We start from the raw sequence: 17103 nt of genomic DNA, 5'->3' as shown, positions 1-17103 counted from the left end.
GCAACCCTCCATCAGCGCTTCAAGTACATGCTTGAAGTATGAACATGGACCAACTGTTGCAAACAATCCGATCGTTTGATGGGCTGCTCGAGTTCGCACCTACCGAGGGTGACGAGTTCCCGCCAACCGCTTGGGGCGATCACTTCTTCTACTACGCCCCCGACGGCCAGGTGCCGAAACGTCAGCAGCCCTACGCCACCATCGTCACAAAGAACTACCCCGACGACTCCCTGTCCGACCTTGACAAGCCCGGCCGGTGGCGACTGAACATTCACGTCGGCACCACCACGGCTCGTGAACTGACCGACAAAACGGCTGTGCCTACTGGTGATCAGTGGGACTTCGCAGCGCCCGACGTTGTCTTTCCGCACCCCCTGTATCGCCACCAGGGGTGGGTATCGATCGTCAACCCGGGTGCTCGCACCAGCATGCTGGCTGTCCGCCTCCTTCGTCAGGCGCACGAGGCCGCACGTCACCGCCTCGAGCATCGGCGTTCCCGGGAACGGATCGAACGCGAGCCCGGAGCGGGCGGCACCCGATGAGACCGCAGTGCACCGCCCACCGTCGAAGGTAGACGACGGTGGGCGAGCAATGCCGTACCTCCACACCGCGCCTGCACTTAGTGCACCTGGGCGTAAAGGTCGTCATGACCTCATCCACCTAGTGGTGGTGGCCGGCCCCGATCCAGTGCAGGAGTTGATGAACGGTCTCGTCCTCGAGTCGGTAGCTGACCGAGCGGCCCTGGCGGGTGGAGGTGACCCATCCCTGATGTCGCAGCACGCGCAGGGCCTGCGAGACCGCGGTCTCGGTTCGCCCAACCTCGGTGGCGAGGTCGCCGACGATGATGCCCGGAGTCCGGTGCAGTACCAGCAGGATCTCGAGGCGGTGGGGATCGGACAACAGGTCGAAGCGACTCGCCCACGCGGCGATGTCGACCTCGCCGGTCGGGTGGGCGCTCATCCCCGGACCCGCTCGATGCCGCCACCGAGCCGGGTGAGGTTCTCCTCGAAGTTCGGGTAGCCGCGGTCGATGTGCTCGATGTCGTGCACCTCGGTGACCCCGTCGGCGACGAGGCCGGCCAGGACCAACCCGGCGCCCGCACGGATGTCCGAACACCACACCGGGGCACTCGAGAGTCGCTCGATACCGCGGACGACCGCGTGATGGCCGTCGGTGCGGGCGTCGGCTCCCAGACGCACCATCTCCTCGACGAAGCGGAAGCGCGCCTCGAACACGTTCTCGGTGATCACCGACATGCCGTCGGCGACCGCCGCGAGTCCGATCGCCATCGGCTGCAGGTCCGTCGGGAACCCGGGAAACGGCAGGGTCGACACGTTGACCGCGGTGGGCCTGCCGTCGTGGCGTACCCGGAAACCGTCGGGCAGGGTGTCCACCCGGGCGCCGGTGTCGACCAGTTTGTTGAGGACGAGCTGCAGGTGCGCGGGCGCGACGCCGCGCACCGTCACGTCGCCACGGGTCATCGCCGCGGCGATCCCCCAGGTGGCACCGACGATCCGGTCGCCGATCACCCGGTGCTCGGTGGGATGGAGTCGATCGACACCGGTCACCGTCAGCGTCGAGGTGCCGGCACCGTCGATCCGTGCACCCATCTGCGAGAGCATCACGCACAGGTCGACGATCTCCGGCTCGCGGGCGGCGTTGTCGATCGTGGTCTGCCCGTCCGCGAGCACCGCGGCCATCAGGATGTTCTCGGTCGCGCCGACCGACGGGAATTCCAGCGCGACCGGTGCACCGACCAGGGCGTCCGCCTCGGCGACCACACAGCCGTGCTCGATCGCGCTGTGCGCACCGAGCGCGCGCAGACCGGCCTGATGCATGTCGAGCGGCCGGGACCCGATCGCGTCCCCACCGGGGAGTGCCACGACCGCCCGGCGGCAGCGAGCCATCAACGGCCCCAGCACACACACCGACGCGCGGAACTGTTTCACCGCGTCGAAGTCGGCGTGGTACTTCGGCTCGGCGGGCGCATCGATCACGACGGTGTCGCCGTCGATGGAGACCGTCGCACCCAACCCCCGCAGCACGTCGGCCATCAGCGGTACGTCGGCGATCTCCGGCGAATTGGTCAATGTGGTCGTGCCCTCGGCGAGCAATGCGGCGGCCATCAACTTCAGGACGCTGTTCTTGGCGCCGCCCACCGAGACCTCACCCTGCAGACGGGCTCCCCCGGTCACCAGATAGCGATCAGTCACGCCAGACAGCTTATCCGCCCGCCACCGCCACCCTGGCGAGGCGCTAGATTCGGGACCTATGGCCGTACATCTCACCCGTATCTACACGCGCACCGGCGACGACGGGAGCACCGGGCTCAGTGACTTCTCGCGCGTATCCAAGACCGATCCGCGAGTGGTCGCCTACGCCGACTGCGATGAGGCCAATGCGGCGATCGGGGCGGCGCTGTCGCTCGGCGGACCGGTTCCCGACGACATCGCGGCGGTATTGCGGACGGTCCAGAACGACCTGTTCGATGCCGGCGCCGACCTGTCCACACCGGTGGTCGAGGACCCGAAACACCCGCCGCTGCGCATCGAGCAGGACTACATCGATGCACTCGAACACTGGTGTGATGCGTTCGGCGAGCCCCTGCCGTCACTCGATTCCTTCATCCTGCCCGGCGGCAGTCCCCTCTCGGCTCTGCTCCACCAGGCCAGAACCGTCACCCGGCGGGCCGAGCGATCGGCGTGGGCGGCCGTCGACGCCGACCCCGACGCCACCTCGGTGCTCCCGGCGCGCTACCTGAATCGGCTCTCGGATCTGCTGTTCATCCTCTCGCGCGTGGCCAACCGACCACCCCACGGCGACGGCGACATCACCTGGGTACCGGGCGGTCAACGTCACCGGCCGGATAAGACGGCGTCCGAGTGATCACCGCGTGATCTGATTCTCGAGCGCTCAGGCGCTGCGGCGTTCGGCGCGAGCCGACCGCCGGGACTCCAACCAGGACTGGAATGCGGTGACCCCACCGGCGTCGAAGGCGATCTCGTAGTCCTTGCCGGCACCCGAGCCGACGGACTGGTGCACGTGCAGGATGATCAAGCCCTCGAGGATGTCGCGTTCGCTGCCAACGGCGCGTCGGCGTCCGGAGATCTCGATCGAACGCCGGGGCAGGGTGTGTGACGGACCCGGGCGCAGAGAACTCAGCCGGAAATATCGCAGTGCTTCGTCGCTGTAGTGGACAGTCCCGTGCCGCCAGCCCTCGTCGACATCGGCCGGCAGGGTCCGCAGCAGCACCGGTGTACCACCGCGCCGCAGCTGGCCCACCCGGTAGGCGAGCAGACCGCACACGCACAGGGCGATGAGGAGCAGGACGCTCAGCGTGATCACGAGTTCGGACACCCTGGTGCACCTCCTCGTTGCCGCCCGGAGCGCATCGATGCCGTCCGGTCATGACGTGGCCGTGGTCGTGCGTGGGTCACCTCCAGGATGCCACCCCGGAACAGCACACGACCGGCCACCCGCACTGGGGTGGCCGGTCGTGTCATCACTGTTGACGTGTTCGGCGGTCTACGAGGCCAGTTGCTCGGCCGCGGACAGACGAGCCTGCGCGTGGTTGTACTCGTCGGAACCGGGCTCGGCCGACTCGAGAGCCGAGCGTTCGGCGGCGACGTCGACGTCGTCGGCCCACTCGGCCGACTCGGCGAGGATCGTCACCGACTGCCCGGTGATCGACAGGAATCCGCCCTCGATCGCGGCCGCCTTGCGCTCACCGCTCTCCTCGACGATCACCACGTATCCGCCGGGCACCAGCTGGCCCAGCAGCGGCTCGTGGTTGGCCATCACACCGAGTTCACCCACGGTGGTGCGGGCGATCACGAAGGTCGCCTCACCGGAGTAGAGTTCGGCGTCGGCCGAGACGACCTCGACGTGGAACGCTTTGTCTGCCATGTCGATCCGCTACTTTCCGGCGATCTTCTCGGCAGCAGCCTCCACGTCGTCGAGTCCACCGCAGCTGTTGAACGCCTGCTCGGGGTAATGATCGAACTCGCCCTTGCAGACCCGGTCGAAGGCCTCGATGGTGTCGGCGAGCGGGACGACCGAACCCTTCTGTCCGGTGAACTTCTCGGCGACCAGGAAGTTCTGGCCGAGGAACTTCTGGATGCGACGCGCGCGCTGCACGGTCACCTTGTCCTCTTCGGAGAGCTCGTCCATACCGAGGATGGCGATGATGTCCTGCAGTTCCTTGTACTTCTGCAGGATGCGCTTGACCTCGTTGGCGACGCGGAAGTGCTCGTCGCCGACGATCGAGGCCTCCAGGATGCGCGAGGTCGAGGTCAGCGGGTCCACGGCCGGGTAGATACCCAGCTGCGAGATCGGACGTGAGAGCTCGGTGGTCGCATCGAGGTGCGCGAAGGTGGTGGCCGGCGCCGGGTCGGTGTAGTCGTCGGCGGGCACGTAGATCGCCTGCAGCGAGGTGATCGAGCGACCCTTCGTCGAGGTGATTCGCTCCTGCAGCTCACCCATCTCGTCGGCCAGCGTGGGCTGGTAACCCACCGCGGACGGCATACGGCCGAGCAGCGTGGACACCTCGGAACCGGCCTGGGTGAACCGGAAGATGTTGTCGATGAACAGCAGCACGTCCTGGTGCTTGACGTCGCGGAAGTACTCCGCCATCGTCAGCGCCGACAGTGCCACGCGCATACGCGTGCCCGGCGGCTCGTCCATCTGACCGAACACCAACGCGGTGTCCTGCAGGACGCCCATCTCCTCCATCTCGAGGTGGAGGTCGGTGCCCTCACGGGTGCGCTCGCCGACGCCGGCGAACACCGAGGTACCGGAGAACTCACGGGCGATACGGGTGATCATCTCCTGGATGAGGACGGTCTTGCCCACGCCGGCGCCGCCGAACAGGCCGATCTTGCCGCCCTTGACGTACGGGGTCAGCAGGTCGATGACCTTGATACCGGTCTCGAGGATCTCGGTCTTGCCCTCGAGCTCGTCGAAGGCCGGCGGCTTGCGGTGGATGCTCCACTGCTCGCCGTCGCGGCCGAGGCCCGGGCTGTCGAGGCAGTCACCGAGGGCGTTGAACACGTGACCCTTGACCACGTCGCCGACGGGCACCTGGATCGAGTGGCCGGTGTCGGTGACCTGGGCACCGCGGATCAACCCGTCGGTCGGCTGCATCGAGATGGTGCGAACGAGGTTGTCGCCGAGGTGCTGCGCGACCTCGAGGGTCAGCGTCTTGGCGACCGACTCGAGCTTGATCTCTGCGTGCAGGGCGTTGAACAGATCTGGGATCGATCCCCGCGGGAATTCGACGTCGACCACGGGGCCGATGATGCGGACGATCCGGCCGTCGGCCGACCCCGACGACTGCGAGGCTGGGGTTTCTACTGCTGCGGTCATGGTGGTTGGATACTTCCTCTTGTCGAAAGATTGTGTCCGGCGGGGTTCGGGCTAGTTCGCCAGGGCGCTCGAGCCGCCGACGATCTCGCTGATCTCCTGGGTGATCTGGGCCTGGCGGAGCTGGTTGGCCTCGCGTGACAGCGAGGTCGACAGTTCCTCGGCGTTGTCGGTGGCCGCCTTCATCGCGGTCCGCCGGGCTGCCGACTCCGACGCCGACGAGTCCAGCAGCGCCGCGTAGACGCGGGTGGCCACGTAACGCGGGAGGAGCGCCTCGAGCAAGGACTCCGCGCTCGGCTCGAAGGTGTAGTTGCGCGATTCGGTGTCGGCCTTGTCGACCTCTCCGTCGCTCTGGTCTGCCTCGTCCTCCTCGGTGACGACCAGCGGTGCCATCCGTCGAACCTCAGGGACCTGCGTCAGCATCGAGACGAACCGGGTGTAGACCAGGTGCAGTTCGTCGACACCCTCCAGAGTGCCCTCACCGTCGGGATTCTCGACCTCCACACCGCTACCGGCGACGAACAGATCCACCAGGAACTTGCTGGCAGCCGAGGCGTCGGAGTACTCCGGTGCCTGCGAGAAACCGGTCCACGACTGGGCGTAATCGGCACCGCGGAACGTGAAGTACCCGACGCCCTTCTGCCCCATCACGAAGATGACCGGCTCCTTGCCCTCCTCACGCAGCAACGCGAGGAGTTCCCGGGTGGCCCGCAGGACGTTGGCGTTGTAGCCACCGCACATGCCGCGGTCACTGGTGATCACCAGCACGCCCGCCCGCTTGGGATTCTCCCGCTCCTGGAGCAATGGGTGATCCAACGTCCCGGCGCTGCTCGCGAGTTCGGAGAGCACCTTGGTCATCTCCGTCGCGTAGGGCTTGGCCGCCGCCACGCGCGCCTGCGCCTTGGTGATGCGCGAGGTCGCGATCAGTTCCTGGGCCTTGGTGATCTTCTTGGTCGACTGAACCGACCGGATGCGTGAGCGCAGCTCACGGATGCTTGCCACGAGCCCTCACCCCTTCCTTGCCATCAGTGTGCCTCGCCGGGCCATCAGTGTGCCTCGCAGGCTCCGGCGGCCATCAATGCGACGAAGGCCACGGCGGTGCTGCCCCGAGTCGATCACTTGCGGATCTTGATCTCTTCTTGAGCGACATCCTCGGAGTCCATCGGGGTCGCCTCGGCCTCGTTGACCACGCGCTTGCCGTCGTGGGTGAGGTAGCTGTTCTTGAACTTGTTGGTCTCGGCGACCAACGCCTCGGCCTCGTCGTCGGAGAGCACCTTGCCACCGGCGATCGAGTCGTAGACACCCTTGGCATTGTGATGCAGGTGCGAGAGCAACTGAGTCTCGAAGTTGCGCACGTCGTCGACGGGCACCGAGTCGTAATGTCCCTCGCCGCACAGGTAGATCGAGACGATCTCGTCCTCGACCGAGTACGGGCTGTACTGATCCTGCTTGAGCATCTCGACCCAGCGGGCACCACGCTCGAGCTGCGCCTTCGACGCGTCGTCGAGGTCGGAGGCGAACGCCGAGAAGGCCTCGAGCTCACGGAACTGGGCGAGCTCCAGACGCAGCGACCCCGACACCTTCTTCAGACCCTTGGTCTGGGCGGCACCACCGACACGCGACACCGAGGTACCGACGTTGATGGCCGGGCGGACGCCCTTGTTGAACAGGTCGGATTCGAGGAAGACCTGGCCGTCGGTGATCGAGATGACGTTGGTCGGGATGAACGCCGACACGTCGTTGGCCTTGGTCTCGATGATCGGCAGACCGGTCATCGAGCCCCCGCCGAGCTCGTCGGAGAGCTTCGCGCAACGCTCCAGCAGACGCGAGTGCAGGTAGAAGACGTCGCCCGGGTAGGCCTCGCGGCCCGGCGGACGGCGCAGCAACAGCGAGATCGCACGGTAGGCCTCGGCCTGCTTGGTCAGGTCGTCGAACACGATCAGAACGTGCTTGCCCTGGTACATCCAGTGCTGACCGATGGCCGAACCGGTGTAGGGGGCCAGCCACTTGAAGCCCGCCGAATCCGAGGCGGGGGCGGCGACGATGGTGGTGTACTCCATCGCGCCGGCCTCTTCGAGAGCCGTCTTGACGCCGGCGATGGTCGAGCCCTTCTGGCCGATCGCGACGTAGATGCAGCGAACCTGCTTGTTCTCGTCGCCCGACTCCCAGTTGGCCTTCTGGTTCAGGATGGCGTCGACGCAGACGGCGGTTTTGCCGGTCTTGCGGTCACCGATGATGAGCTGACGCTGTCCGCGGCCGATGGCGGTCATCGCGTCGATGGCCTTGATGCCGGTGGCCAGCGACTCCTCGACCGGCTGACGCTCGAGCACCGAGGCAGCCTGCAGCTCGAGCACGCGCTGCTCTTCGGCCTCGATGTCGCCGAGTCCGTCGATCGGCGCGCCGAGCGGGTCGACGACACGACCGAGGAACTTGTCGCCGACGGGAACCGAGAGCACCTCGCCGGTCCGGCTGACCTGTGCGCCCTCTTCCAGGGTCTCGTAGTCACCGAGGATGACCGCACCGATCTCGTCCTCGTCGAGGTTCAGGGCCACGCCGAGCACGCCGCCGGGGAACTGCAGCAGCTCGTTGGCCATTGCGCTCGGCAGGCCGCTGACGTGGGCGATGCCGTCCGCGGTATCGGTGATGATGCCGACCTCGTCGCGCGAGGCTTCGGCGTCGAACGACGAGACGTACTGCTCGATCGCTCCCTTAATCTCGTCTGCTGAGATCGTCAACTCCGCCATGGGTTCTCGTCTTCCTTGCTCAGTCCGTGCAGTGGTTCGTGGTGGGTGGTGCGTCGGCGCCGGTCGGCCGGGGTGGTTCCCACCGACCGGCTCGCGATCAACGCGGCAGCGTCTCGGTCGCCTTCGCCAGTCTGGTGGCGATGTCGGCCTCGATCACCTCGTCGCCGACGCCGATGCGTAGGCCGCCGATGATCGACTCGTCGACCTCGGTCTGGACCGAGATCGTGCGGTGGTAGATGTTGCCCAGCACCTGTGCCAGGCGGGTGCGCTGCTCGTCGGTCAACTCGACCGCGGACACCACGTGCGCGACGATCTCCCCGCGACGGGCGGCGGCCAGCTCGGCCAGATGCGCCACTGCGGTCTCGGACGGCTGTCCGTGCAACAGCGCAACGGTGTGCGAGAGCAGATACCAGGTGTGCGGACCGACCTGATCGCCGATGAGTGAACGCAGCAACTCCACGCGACCGTCCGCCGGACGCTGGAAATCGGCCAGCAGCGAAGCGAATTCGGGGTTGGCGTCGAGTAACCGGCCGACGCGGAACAGCTCATCCTCGGTCTGCTCGATGGTCCCGTCGCGTTCGGCGGCGGTCAGCACGATCAGCGCGTTCTGGCGACGCAGCGCGGTCACGAAGTCGAGGCTCTGCGACCACCGCTGGGCGGCGGCCGAGGCCACCGTGTCCACGACGATCGGTGCGACCTTGCCGTCGAGCAGGGTGTGCACCATCTGCTTCTTGCCCGCGTCGTTGTCCTCGTCCTCGGTCAGCTTTTTGCGCAGGACCGGGTTGTCGAGCAGGAACTTGATGACCGAGGCCATCTCCTCGGACGCCGAGGTCAGCGCCTGCGCGTCGAGATCCTTGGCCGCCGACTCGAATTCGGCGCCAACCGCACGCGCCGCATCCCGGCTGGTGGCGTGCAGCGAGTGCAGGCCGATCAGTTCCGAGCTGGCCGGGACCGACGAATCGGCCTGCCCGGCGGCCATGCCGTCGAGTTCGTTGATCGCCCGATCGATGGCCGCCGACTGGTTGTCGGCCGACGAGAGATGTCGTCGGACGATCTCGCCCGCGCCGTCGACGGCGTTGAGTCCGAGCTCGAGCCGCAGTTGGCGGACAAGGCTCGTACGGGCCAGTTCGGCCTGCGACTTGCCGTGCTCGCTGATCCGCCGGACCTCCGCGTCGGCGAGTGCCTTGAGGTCCTCTTCGATCGACTTCGCATCCTCGAGTGCACCCGCGTGGAGCTCTTTGGCCTCCGCCTCGGCCTTCTCGACCGCGCGGTCGTGGGCGACCCGCGCGTCCTCGGCGCGGCTCTTGGCCTCTTCGCTCTCGACGATCTGCTGACTGATCGCGTCCTTCTGGGCGAGCACTGCCTTGCGCAGCGGCGGCAACACCCACTTGACGAAGATCGCCACGATCACGAGGAAGCCGACGAGCTGCCCGATGAAAATGTCCACGGGTTACTTCACCGTCCCACTCTGCTGGGCCCCGGCACCGGCCGAGGCGACGTCGGTTCCCAGAACGCGGCCGGCCAGTGCCTCCGACAGCCGGCTCACGTCCTGCTTGGCGGTGGTGACCGCCTTGTCCGCCTCGACCTTCAGATCCACGGAGATCTTGGCGAGTGCGGCATCGGCCTCCTCGGTGGCCTTGTGCTTGGCCGCCGACACATGCTCGTTACCACGGGCGCGGGCCTCGTCACGGATGCCGGTGGCGTCGCCACGAGCTTCCTTCAGACGTGCCGCGTACTCCCGGTCGGCGTCCGCATAGCTCGCCGCCGCGGCCTTGTTGTCCTCGACCGTCTTGGCCACCCGTGCGTCACGTTCGTCGAGCACCTCGAGGATCGGAGGGACGACGAAGGTACGGATGACGACCAGGACGACGATGAAGATCAGCAGGCACGCGATCAGAGTGGCGTTCGGGATGAGGAAGTTGGACGTCTTCTCCCCGGCTTCTTCTGCGGCGAGACTCATCATGTTGGATGTCCCCTATCGGGATTGCGAACTACGAGCAGCTGAACGGACGGCGCTTCGACTCAGGATGCGCCGTAGGTCTGAGCCGGGTTGGCGAACACGAACAGGGCCATGAACGCCAGGTTGATGAAGTAGGCCGCCTCGACCAGACCCACGGTGATGAAGAACGGGGTGAACAGACGTCCCTGGGCCTCCGGCTGCCGGGCGATACCGGCGATGAGCTGCGAACCGGCGATACCGTCGCCGATGCCCGCACCGATCGCGCCGCCGCCCATGATGAGGCCGCCGCCGATCAACGCGCCCATGCTAACCAGATTCGGATCCATTGAGATCTTTCCTTTCGGGTGGAACTGGCACTCTTGGTTGCCAGGTCTGTGGGTCCGGTCGGCCGGGCCGACCTTTTCTATTGGGGTGTGGTTCGTACGGTTGTCCTGCAGCGTCCGACGCTTACCGTCGGTGGGCGTCGGACGGTGGTTCTAGTGGTGCTCGTCTTCCATCGCCTGGCTGAAGTAGAGGATCGTCAACAGGGCGAAGATGAAGGCCTGGATGAGGCCGATGAACATGTCGAAGGCTTTCCAGATCGCGTTCGGTGCCCACAGGATGTACGCGGGGAACAGTGCGATCAGGGCGACCATGACGCCACCGGCGAAGAGGTTGCCGAAAAGTCGGAGAGACAGCGAGAGCGGCTTGGCGATCTCTTCGATGATGTTGATCGGTGCCAGGCCCGCCGCGTGTCCCTTGACCAGCTTGCCCAGGTGACGCAGCGGACCGCGCCGACGCATGCCGGCGGCGTGATACCAGACGAAGACGAAGATCGCGAGCGCGTAAGTGAAGTTGGCGTCACCCGAGGCCGGTTTGATGAGCTCATGGGTTGCGCCGCTGTCGACGCCGTACTGCACCGGCAGTACCGAGAACCAGTTGACGATCAGGATGTAGGTGAACAAGGTGACCGCGAGCGGCAGCACGAACGGGGCGATCTTCATACCGATCGCACTCTCGATCTGACTGCGCATCTGCACGGTGATGACCTCGAAATACAGCTGCACGGTGTTCGGCCGGCGCGAGGTCATCTTGGCCTTGACGAAGAACGCGAGCGCGATCACGATCAGCGCGGCAATGGCCGCGGCGATGATCGTGTCGAGATTCCAGGTCATGCCCAGCCATTCCACCTCTTGGTGGTGGCCGACCTCGATCTTGGCCTCAGCCAGGTACAGCGCGTCAGACGGTGCGGTCATAGCTGCTTACGAAGTCCTTTCATCACCGGAATCACCGTGTTGAGGACCAGGACAACCTGGCCAAGGGCGAGTCCGAACATCACGCCCAGCCCCTCGGGCCGGACCAGAATGGCTGCGGCCAATGCCAGCACGGTGATCACACCGAGCCGCAGCGCGGAATTGACGGCCAACAGTTTCTTACGGGGGTCGGCTTCGGCAGCCACACGCGAGACGGCCATCGTCACCATCTTCGCGTTGACCAGAACCGCCACCACACCCACCGCGAAGAAGATCGCAAACAGGAAGTGCCCCACATAGATCGATACGCCCGCCACGATCAGCGTGAACGCGCCGGCGATGATCCCCGGTCGCACCAGGCCGGTGGGAGCGGCCGGGTAATACACGGGAGCGGAGTCAGGGGCAGATGTCGTCATCGCCTCTCCTCACCTCTCGTCGGAACCCTCCGTGCGGTACACACAGGACGGCACACGGGATCGGGCGTACTCACTGGCAGCCGAGAGCCACCGAGCGTACGCTCCGCATTGCTGAGACCCTACCAAGCGCCGTGACCGCCACCACCAGGGGGTGCGGGACCGCGGAGCAGGTAGGTGAACCGGCGTCGAACAGCCGATCCGTTGCCGACGGCACCGTGCCCACCGCCGAACTACTACGGCTCATAGTACATGGTCTTTACCATCGGGTTACCTGGCCCCATGGACAGGTGCGCCTCAGCGGCCGCCGCGACCGCCGACCATCGGTCCCGCGTGCGCGGTGCGCATCTGCGCGATCCGACGGGACAGGCGCGGGGCCATGGTCACCAACATCGCCAGCACCAGACCACCGGCGAAGGCGGGCGCGACCACCGCCATCGGGAACAGGGTGCTCGCCGCCGCCGAGAACGCCAGGATCGCGACCCACAGATAGATGATCACCGCGACCCGTCGCTGTGAATGCCCGAGTTCGAGCAACCGGTGATGCAGGTGCATCTTGTCCGGCGTATAGAACCCGACTCCGGCGCGGGTGCGGCGAACGATCGCCATCAGCATGTCGAGCATCGGGACGAACACGATCGCAGCGACCAGGATCAGCGGCAACAGCAGCGTGAACACGTCCGCCGGCCCGTAGGCATAGACCGCGATACGACCGGAGGCGCTGGTCGACGCGGCCGCGAGCATCAGCCCGATCAGCATGGCCCCGGAGTCGCCCATGAAGATACGCGCGGGCGAGAAGTTGTGCGGCAGGAAGCCGAGGCACGCACCGGCCAGAACCACCGAGATCAGCGCGGGCGGGTAGTAGCTGACGTCGCCGCCCTGGTCACGCAGCAGTCCCAACGAGAACAGGCAGATCGCCGACGCCGCGATGAACCCCAGACCTGCGGCGAGACCGTCGAGCCCGTCGACGAAGTTGACCGCATTGATGGTGGCGACGGTGATCACGACGGTCAGCAACCCGGACTGGAACGGGTCGAGGACCACCGTGCCGATATCGCCGAAGGGCACCGGGAACTGGATCCAGCTGACCCCCATCACCACCATCACACCGGCGGCGGTGAGCTGACCGACGAACTTGGTCAGCGCGTCCAGCCCCCATCGGTCGTCGATCGCACCGACGATGACGATCACCGCGCCCGCCGAGATCACCGCCCCGATGTCATTGGTGTAGGCGAAACCCCGGTTCAGCGCGGGCAGATTCGCGGCCAGGGCGACCGCCGCGACCATCCCGGCGAACATCCCGAGGCCACCGAGACGTGGGGTCGGGATGACGTGCACGTCACGTGCCCGTGGCACGGCCACCGCCCCGATCTTGATCGCGAGGACCCGTACCGCAGAGGTGAGCAGGTAGGTGACCGCGGCCGCACTCAATCCGACGAGCAGCAGCTCGCGGAACGGCACACCGAGCCCCTCACCCACCCCGGGCGCGGCCAGTGCCGCGACTGTGTGCGCCACGCCGGGCTCAACCACGCTCATCGAGGACCTCGCTCGGTGGCGCGCAAGGTCGAGAGGGGTTCCGGCACGCGAACAGGCTACCCGCCGAGCAACTCGGCAACCGAGCCGCGGATTCGTGCGTGTTGGGACGGATCGGACAGTGCGGCGACCATCCAGTCGGCGATCTGCGTCATTGCGGCGGCGTCCGCGCCGGCGAGGGTCGCGATCGGGGTGCCGATGCGAATGGCCGACCCCTCGGCGACCGGCCGGTGCTCGAACGGAAGCACCGCCTTGTCGACGACGATCCCGGCATCGTGGAGGCGCTGCTGCGCCTGGACTCCGCTGAGCCCGGTCACCGAGACGTCAACGACCGCGAGATGGGTGTCGGTGCCACCGCTGACGATGCGTAGCCCGCGCTCGGTCAGCGCAGCGGCGAGGGCCCTCGCGTTCTCGACGGTCCTCGAGACGTAATGCGCGTGGGTCGCCGTCGCCGCCTCGGCGAACGTTGCGGCCTTGGCCGCGATCACATGCATCGACGGAGCGCCCTGGGTGAACGGGAACACCGCTTTCTGCAGCGCTGCACGATGACGGTCGGCGCCCAGCAGCAGCCCACCGCGTGGACCACGCAGCACCTTGTGCGTGACCATCGTCACGACGTCGGCATGGGGCACCGGACTCGGCGCCACCCCACCGGCGACCAACCCGCCCAGGTGTGCGGCGTCGACCCACAGGATGCATTCGGCCTCATCGGCGATCTGGCGAAGAGTCGGAAAATCGAACAGCCGTGAATAGGTTGCCGACCCGGCGACCAGCAACCGCGGACGGTGCAGCAGCGCGAGATCACGAATCTGGTCGTAGTCGACGAGTTCGTCGACCTCACCGACGGCGTACCGGATGGTGGTGAACCAGCGACCGGAGAAATTCGCGCGCGAACCGTGCGTCTGATGGCCCCCGTGATCGAGTCGCAGCGACAACACCGGGTCGCCCGGCTGGGCGAATGCCGCATAGACCGCCGACGCCGCCGCCGTTCCCGACACCGGCTGCACGTTGACATACTCGGCGCCGAACAACGAGGCGGCACGGGCGATCGCCAGCTCCTCGATCTCGTCGACAACCTCGCACCCGCCGTGGTAGCGCGCGCCCGGATATCCCTCGGCATAGGTGTCGGCCAGCGGTGTCGCGAGAATGCGCCGAACCGCCGGGCTCGCGACCGTCTCCCCCGCGACCAACTGCAATGTCTGCGCGCGACGCCGGGTTTCGCGGTCGATCAGCGTGGCGAGCTCGGCGTCGATCGCATCGTCGCCGGCACCCATCACCGGATCGGACCCGTCACTGCTGCACCAGGCTCGCCGGGTCGATGTCGAGGACCGCGGCGATGTCGTCGGCGCTCACCGCCCCCTGACGCAGGATGCGCGGCGCCCGGCCGGTCAGATCGACGATCGTCGAGGCCTGTGCCTTCGGCGACGGTCCGCCGTCGAGATAGACCGACACCGAATCACCGAGTTGCGTGCGGGCCTCCTGCGCGGTCGTCGACGGCGACTGGCCCGAGACATTGGCGCTCGACACCGCCATCGGCCCGACCTCACGCAGGATCTCGATGGCCACCGGATGCAGCGGCATCCGCAGCATCACGGTGCCGTCGGTGTCGCCGAGATCCCAGGCCAGTGACGGCGCCTGCTGCACCACCAGCGACAACCCACCCGGCCAGAACGCCTCCACGAGCGCGCGCGTCGCGGAGCTGACGCCGAGAACGAGTCCGTCGACGGTATGCCAGGAGCCGACGAGCACCGGAACCGGCATGTCGCGGCCCCGACCCTTGGCCGCCAACAGCTCCGCAACAGCTTCGGAATCAAATGCGTCGCAACCGATTCCGTACAGCGTGTCGGTGGGCATGACGATCAGCCGGCCGGACTTGGCGGCACCGACCGCCGCCCGGATTCCGGTGGCTCGCTGGTCGGGATCTGCACAGTCGAAAAGTGAGCTCACCGGTCCATCCTCGCACGGGCCGTGACGAACCTCGGACGGCCGGCGAGATCCCGATGTTCCTGCACCTCGTCGAAGGCGCCCGACCCCGTCATCACCGCAACCACCGACGCCGACGTCGTGTCGTCGTGTTCGATCCCGACCCGGCCACCGGACCGCAAGATCTCGGCGATCACCCCGACCATCGGGGTGATCACCGACATGCCGTCGCCACCACCGAACACCGCTTCGGCCGGGTCGGCCTGCACCTCCTGCGACACCGGCACACCCGTGGGCACATAAGGAGGATTGCTCACCACGAGGTCCACCGGACCGCCGACGAACGCCGACACCGCGGCGGAATCGGTCGCATCGCCGAGATGAACGTGGACGCGGTCGGTGACCCCGGCGTCATCGACGTTGCGGCGCAACCACTGTGCCGCGATCGGGGAGCGCTCCACGGCGTGCACCCGCGCCCTCGGCAGCGACACGGCCAGCGCGATCGCCAGCGCCCCACTGCCACTGCAGAGGTCGACGATCGTGGGACTGTCCCCTTCTGCCACCTCGAGCGCCCACGCGTAGAGCAGCTCGGTCTCCGGACGCGGGACGAACACCCCCGGCCCGACGGCGAGCTCGACCGGCCCGAACGATGCCGATCCGGTGAGATGCTGCAGCGGAACCCGACGGGCACGCGCGGCGACGAGATCGTCGTAATCCTTCGCCACGGCGTCGCTGATATCGTCGACCAGCAACAGCCGACCCTGCGAGACGCCGAGCACGTGGGCGAGCAGCCATCGCGCGTCAGCGGCCGGGGAGTCGACCCCCACAGATGCGAGAACCGTGGTCGCCGAAGCGATCACGTCCCGGACCGATCGGGTCACTGCGCCTCGAGGCGCGCCTGCCGGTCGGCCGCGACGAGCGCATCGAGCAACGCGTCCATGTCACCACTCAGCACGGCATCGAGATTGTTCGCCTTGTAACCGATGCGGTGATCGGTGATCCGGTTCTCCGGGAAGTTGTAGGTGCGGATCCGTTCGGACCGATCGACGGTGCGGATCTGTGCCGCCCGTCCCTCCGCAGCCGCGGCCTGCGCCTCTTCCTCTGCCGCGGACTGCAATCGGGCGGCGAGCACCTGCATCGCACGCGCCTTGTTCTGCAGCTGCGAACGCTCGTTCTGGCAGGTCACCACGATCCCGGTCGGAAGGTGGGTGATGCGCACCGCCGAGTCGGTGGTGTTGACGCCCTGCCCACCCTTACCCGACGAGCGATACACGTCGATCCGCAGATCCGACTCGTCGATCGCGACCTGCTCCACCTCATCGGGTTCCGGGTAGATGAGCACCCCGGCCGCCGACGTGTGAATGCGTCCCTGCGACTCGGTGACCGGCACCCGCTGCACGCGGTGCACACCGCCCTCGAACTTCAATCGCGACCACACCCCGTCCCGCGACACCTCACGCGAGCGAATCGACATCGTGGCTTCCTTGTAGCCGCCGAGATCGGACTCGGTGATACCCAGCATTTCGGCCTTCCACCCGTGTCGCTCGCAGTACTTCAGGTACATACGTGCCAGATCCGCGGCGAACAACGCCGACTCCTCGCCGCCCGCACCGGATTTGATCTCGAGCACCACGTCGTCGGCGTCGTGCGGGTCACGCGGGGCGAGCAGATCGGTCAGCGTCGCATCGAGTTCTGCCACCGTCTCCTCGAGCGCCGGGATCTCCTCGGCAAAACCGGCATCGTCGGCGGCGAGCTCCCGTGCCGCCGCGAGATCGTCACGCGCAGACTGCAAACGGGCATGCGTTGCCATGATCGGAGCCAACTCGGCGAACCTCTTACCCACGCGACGCGCCATCGCCGGATCGTCATGCAACGACGGATCGGCGAGCTGGGTCTCCAAACCCGCATGCTCGGCGAGGATGTCGTCGATGGCGGTT

General features: G+C 66.9%; 19 protein-coding genes. 2 read left to right on the top strand and 17 right to left on the bottom strand.

Going from position 1 to position 17103, the window contains the following annotated elements:
• Positions 1 to 38: 38 nt before the first annotated feature.
• Positions 39 to 542, top strand: coding sequence for a DUF6194 family protein (locus B1964_RS07215; protein WP_014359636.1), 504 nt, complete (start codon positions 39 to 41; stop codon positions 540 to 542).
• 118 nt (positions 543 to 660) lie between these two features.
• Here the strand turns inward: B1964_RS07215 and B1964_RS07210 are convergent, their stop codons facing one another.
• Positions 661 to 960: a metalloregulator ArsR/SmtB family transcription factor gene (locus B1964_RS07210; protein ID WP_006368515.1), complete on the bottom strand. Its 300-nt coding sequence runs from the start codon at positions 958 to 960 to the stop codon at positions 661 to 663.
• The gene (murA, locus tag B1964_RS07205) at positions 957 to 2213 is read right to left on the bottom strand and encodes a UDP-N-acetylglucosamine 1-carboxyvinyltransferase (RefSeq protein ID WP_006368516.1); all 1257 of its coding nucleotides are present in this window, start codon (positions 2211 to 2213) and stop codon (positions 957 to 959) included. Before murA ends, B1964_RS07210 begins: the two co-directional genes overlap by 4 nt.
• Before the next feature lie 58 nt (positions 2214 to 2271).
• Here murA and B1964_RS07200 point away from each other — a divergent pair, with 58 nt between their 5' ends.
• The gene (locus B1964_RS07200) at positions 2272 to 2886 is read left to right on the top strand and encodes a cob(I)yrinic acid a,c-diamide adenosyltransferase (protein WP_079929352.1); all 615 of its coding nucleotides are present in this window, start codon (positions 2272 to 2274) and stop codon (positions 2884 to 2886) included.
• Between the two features lie 27 nt (positions 2887 to 2913).
• Here B1964_RS07200 and B1964_RS07195 read toward each other — a convergent pair whose 3' ends face one another.
• From B1964_RS07195 to prfA, 15 genes are all read right to left on the bottom strand, one after another.
• Positions 2914 to 3357: a DUF2550 domain-containing protein gene (locus B1964_RS07195; protein WP_014359633.1), complete on the bottom strand. Its 444-nt coding sequence runs from the start codon at positions 3355 to 3357 to the stop codon at positions 2914 to 2916.
• Between the two features lie 168 nt (positions 3358 to 3525).
• On the bottom strand, positions 3526 to 3906 hold the full coding sequence (locus B1964_RS07190) for a F0F1 ATP synthase subunit epsilon (protein ID WP_006368519.1): 381 nt from the start codon (positions 3904 to 3906) through the stop codon (positions 3526 to 3528).
• 9 nt (positions 3907 to 3915) lie between these two features.
• Positions 3916 to 5364 carry a F0F1 ATP synthase subunit beta gene (gene atpD, locus B1964_RS07185; protein WP_006368520.1) on the bottom strand — a complete coding sequence of 483 codons (1449 nt, stop codon included), beginning with the start codon at positions 5362 to 5364 and terminating at the stop codon, positions 3916 to 3918.
• Between the two features lie 51 nt (positions 5365 to 5415).
• Positions 5416 to 6363, bottom strand: a complete 948-nt coding sequence (locus B1964_RS07180) for a F0F1 ATP synthase subunit gamma (protein WP_006368521.1) — start codon at positions 6361 to 6363, stop codon at positions 5416 to 5418.
• A gap of 113 nt (positions 6364 to 6476) precedes the next feature.
• Entirely contained in the window at positions 6477 to 8105 is a 1629-nt protein-coding gene (gene atpA / locus B1964_RS07175) for a F0F1 ATP synthase subunit alpha (protein ID WP_006368522.1), read from the bottom strand.
• 97 nt (positions 8106 to 8202) lie between these two features.
• Complete coding sequence (locus B1964_RS07170) at positions 8203 to 9552, bottom strand: F0F1 ATP synthase subunit B/delta (RefSeq protein WP_006368523.1); 1350 nt, start codon at positions 9550 to 9552, stop codon at positions 8203 to 8205.
• A gap of 3 nt (positions 9553 to 9555) precedes the next feature.
• Positions 9556 to 10065, bottom strand: a complete 510-nt coding sequence (locus tag B1964_RS07165) for a F0F1 ATP synthase subunit B (protein WP_172398774.1) — start codon at positions 10063 to 10065, stop codon at positions 9556 to 9558.
• Between the two features lie 62 nt (positions 10066 to 10127).
• Positions 10128 to 10391: a F0F1 ATP synthase subunit C gene (locus tag B1964_RS07160; protein WP_006368525.1), complete on the bottom strand. Its 264-nt coding sequence runs from the start codon at positions 10389 to 10391 to the stop codon at positions 10128 to 10130.
• Positions 10392 to 10541: 150 nt separating this feature from the next.
• Positions 10542 to 11300, bottom strand: coding sequence for a F0F1 ATP synthase subunit A (gene atpB / locus B1964_RS07155; protein WP_006368526.1), 759 nt, complete (start codon positions 11298 to 11300; stop codon positions 10542 to 10544).
• Positions 11297 to 11713: a hypothetical protein gene (locus tag B1964_RS07150; protein WP_006368527.1), complete on the bottom strand. Its 417-nt coding sequence runs from the start codon at positions 11711 to 11713 to the stop codon at positions 11297 to 11299. The genes atpB and B1964_RS07150 overlap by 4 nt, the downstream gene beginning before the upstream one ends.
• Positions 11714 to 12007: 294 nt before the next feature.
• Positions 12008 to 13246 (bottom strand): MraY family glycosyltransferase, encoded by a 1239-nt coding sequence (locus B1964_RS07145; protein ID WP_006368528.1) that lies wholly within the window; start codon positions 13244 to 13246, stop codon positions 12008 to 12010.
• Positions 13247 to 13302: 56 nt separating this feature from the next.
• On the bottom strand, positions 13303 to 14517 hold the full coding sequence (locus B1964_RS07140) for a serine hydroxymethyltransferase (protein WP_079929350.1): 1215 nt from the start codon (positions 14515 to 14517) through the stop codon (positions 13303 to 13305).
• A 16-nt stretch (positions 14518 to 14533) separates the two neighbouring features.
• The gene (locus tag B1964_RS07135; RefSeq protein WP_006368530.1) at positions 14534 to 15190 is read right to left on the bottom strand and encodes an L-threonylcarbamoyladenylate synthase; all 657 of its coding nucleotides are present in this window, start codon (positions 15188 to 15190) and stop codon (positions 14534 to 14536) included.
• A complete protein-coding gene (gene prmC / locus B1964_RS07130; protein WP_006368531.1) occupies positions 15187 to 16047 on the bottom strand; it encodes a peptide chain release factor N(5)-glutamine methyltransferase in 861 nt (286 codons plus the stop codon). Before prmC ends, B1964_RS07135 begins: the two co-directional genes overlap by 4 nt.
• Positions 16044 to 17103: peptide chain release factor 1 (gene prfA / locus B1964_RS07125; protein ID WP_139765660.1), on the bottom strand; the 1060-nt coding region annotated here is incomplete at its 5' end. The genes prmC and prfA, both read right to left, overlap by 4 nt.

Source organism: Gordonia sp. i37 (assembly GCF_002043085.1).
GTDB classification, from domain to species: Bacteria; Actinomycetota; Actinomycetes; order Mycobacteriales; family Mycobacteriaceae; genus Gordonia; species Gordonia polyisoprenivorans.
The sequence above is the reverse complement of the archived record's forward strand: the minus strand, read 5'-3'. Positions and strand labels throughout refer to the sequence as shown.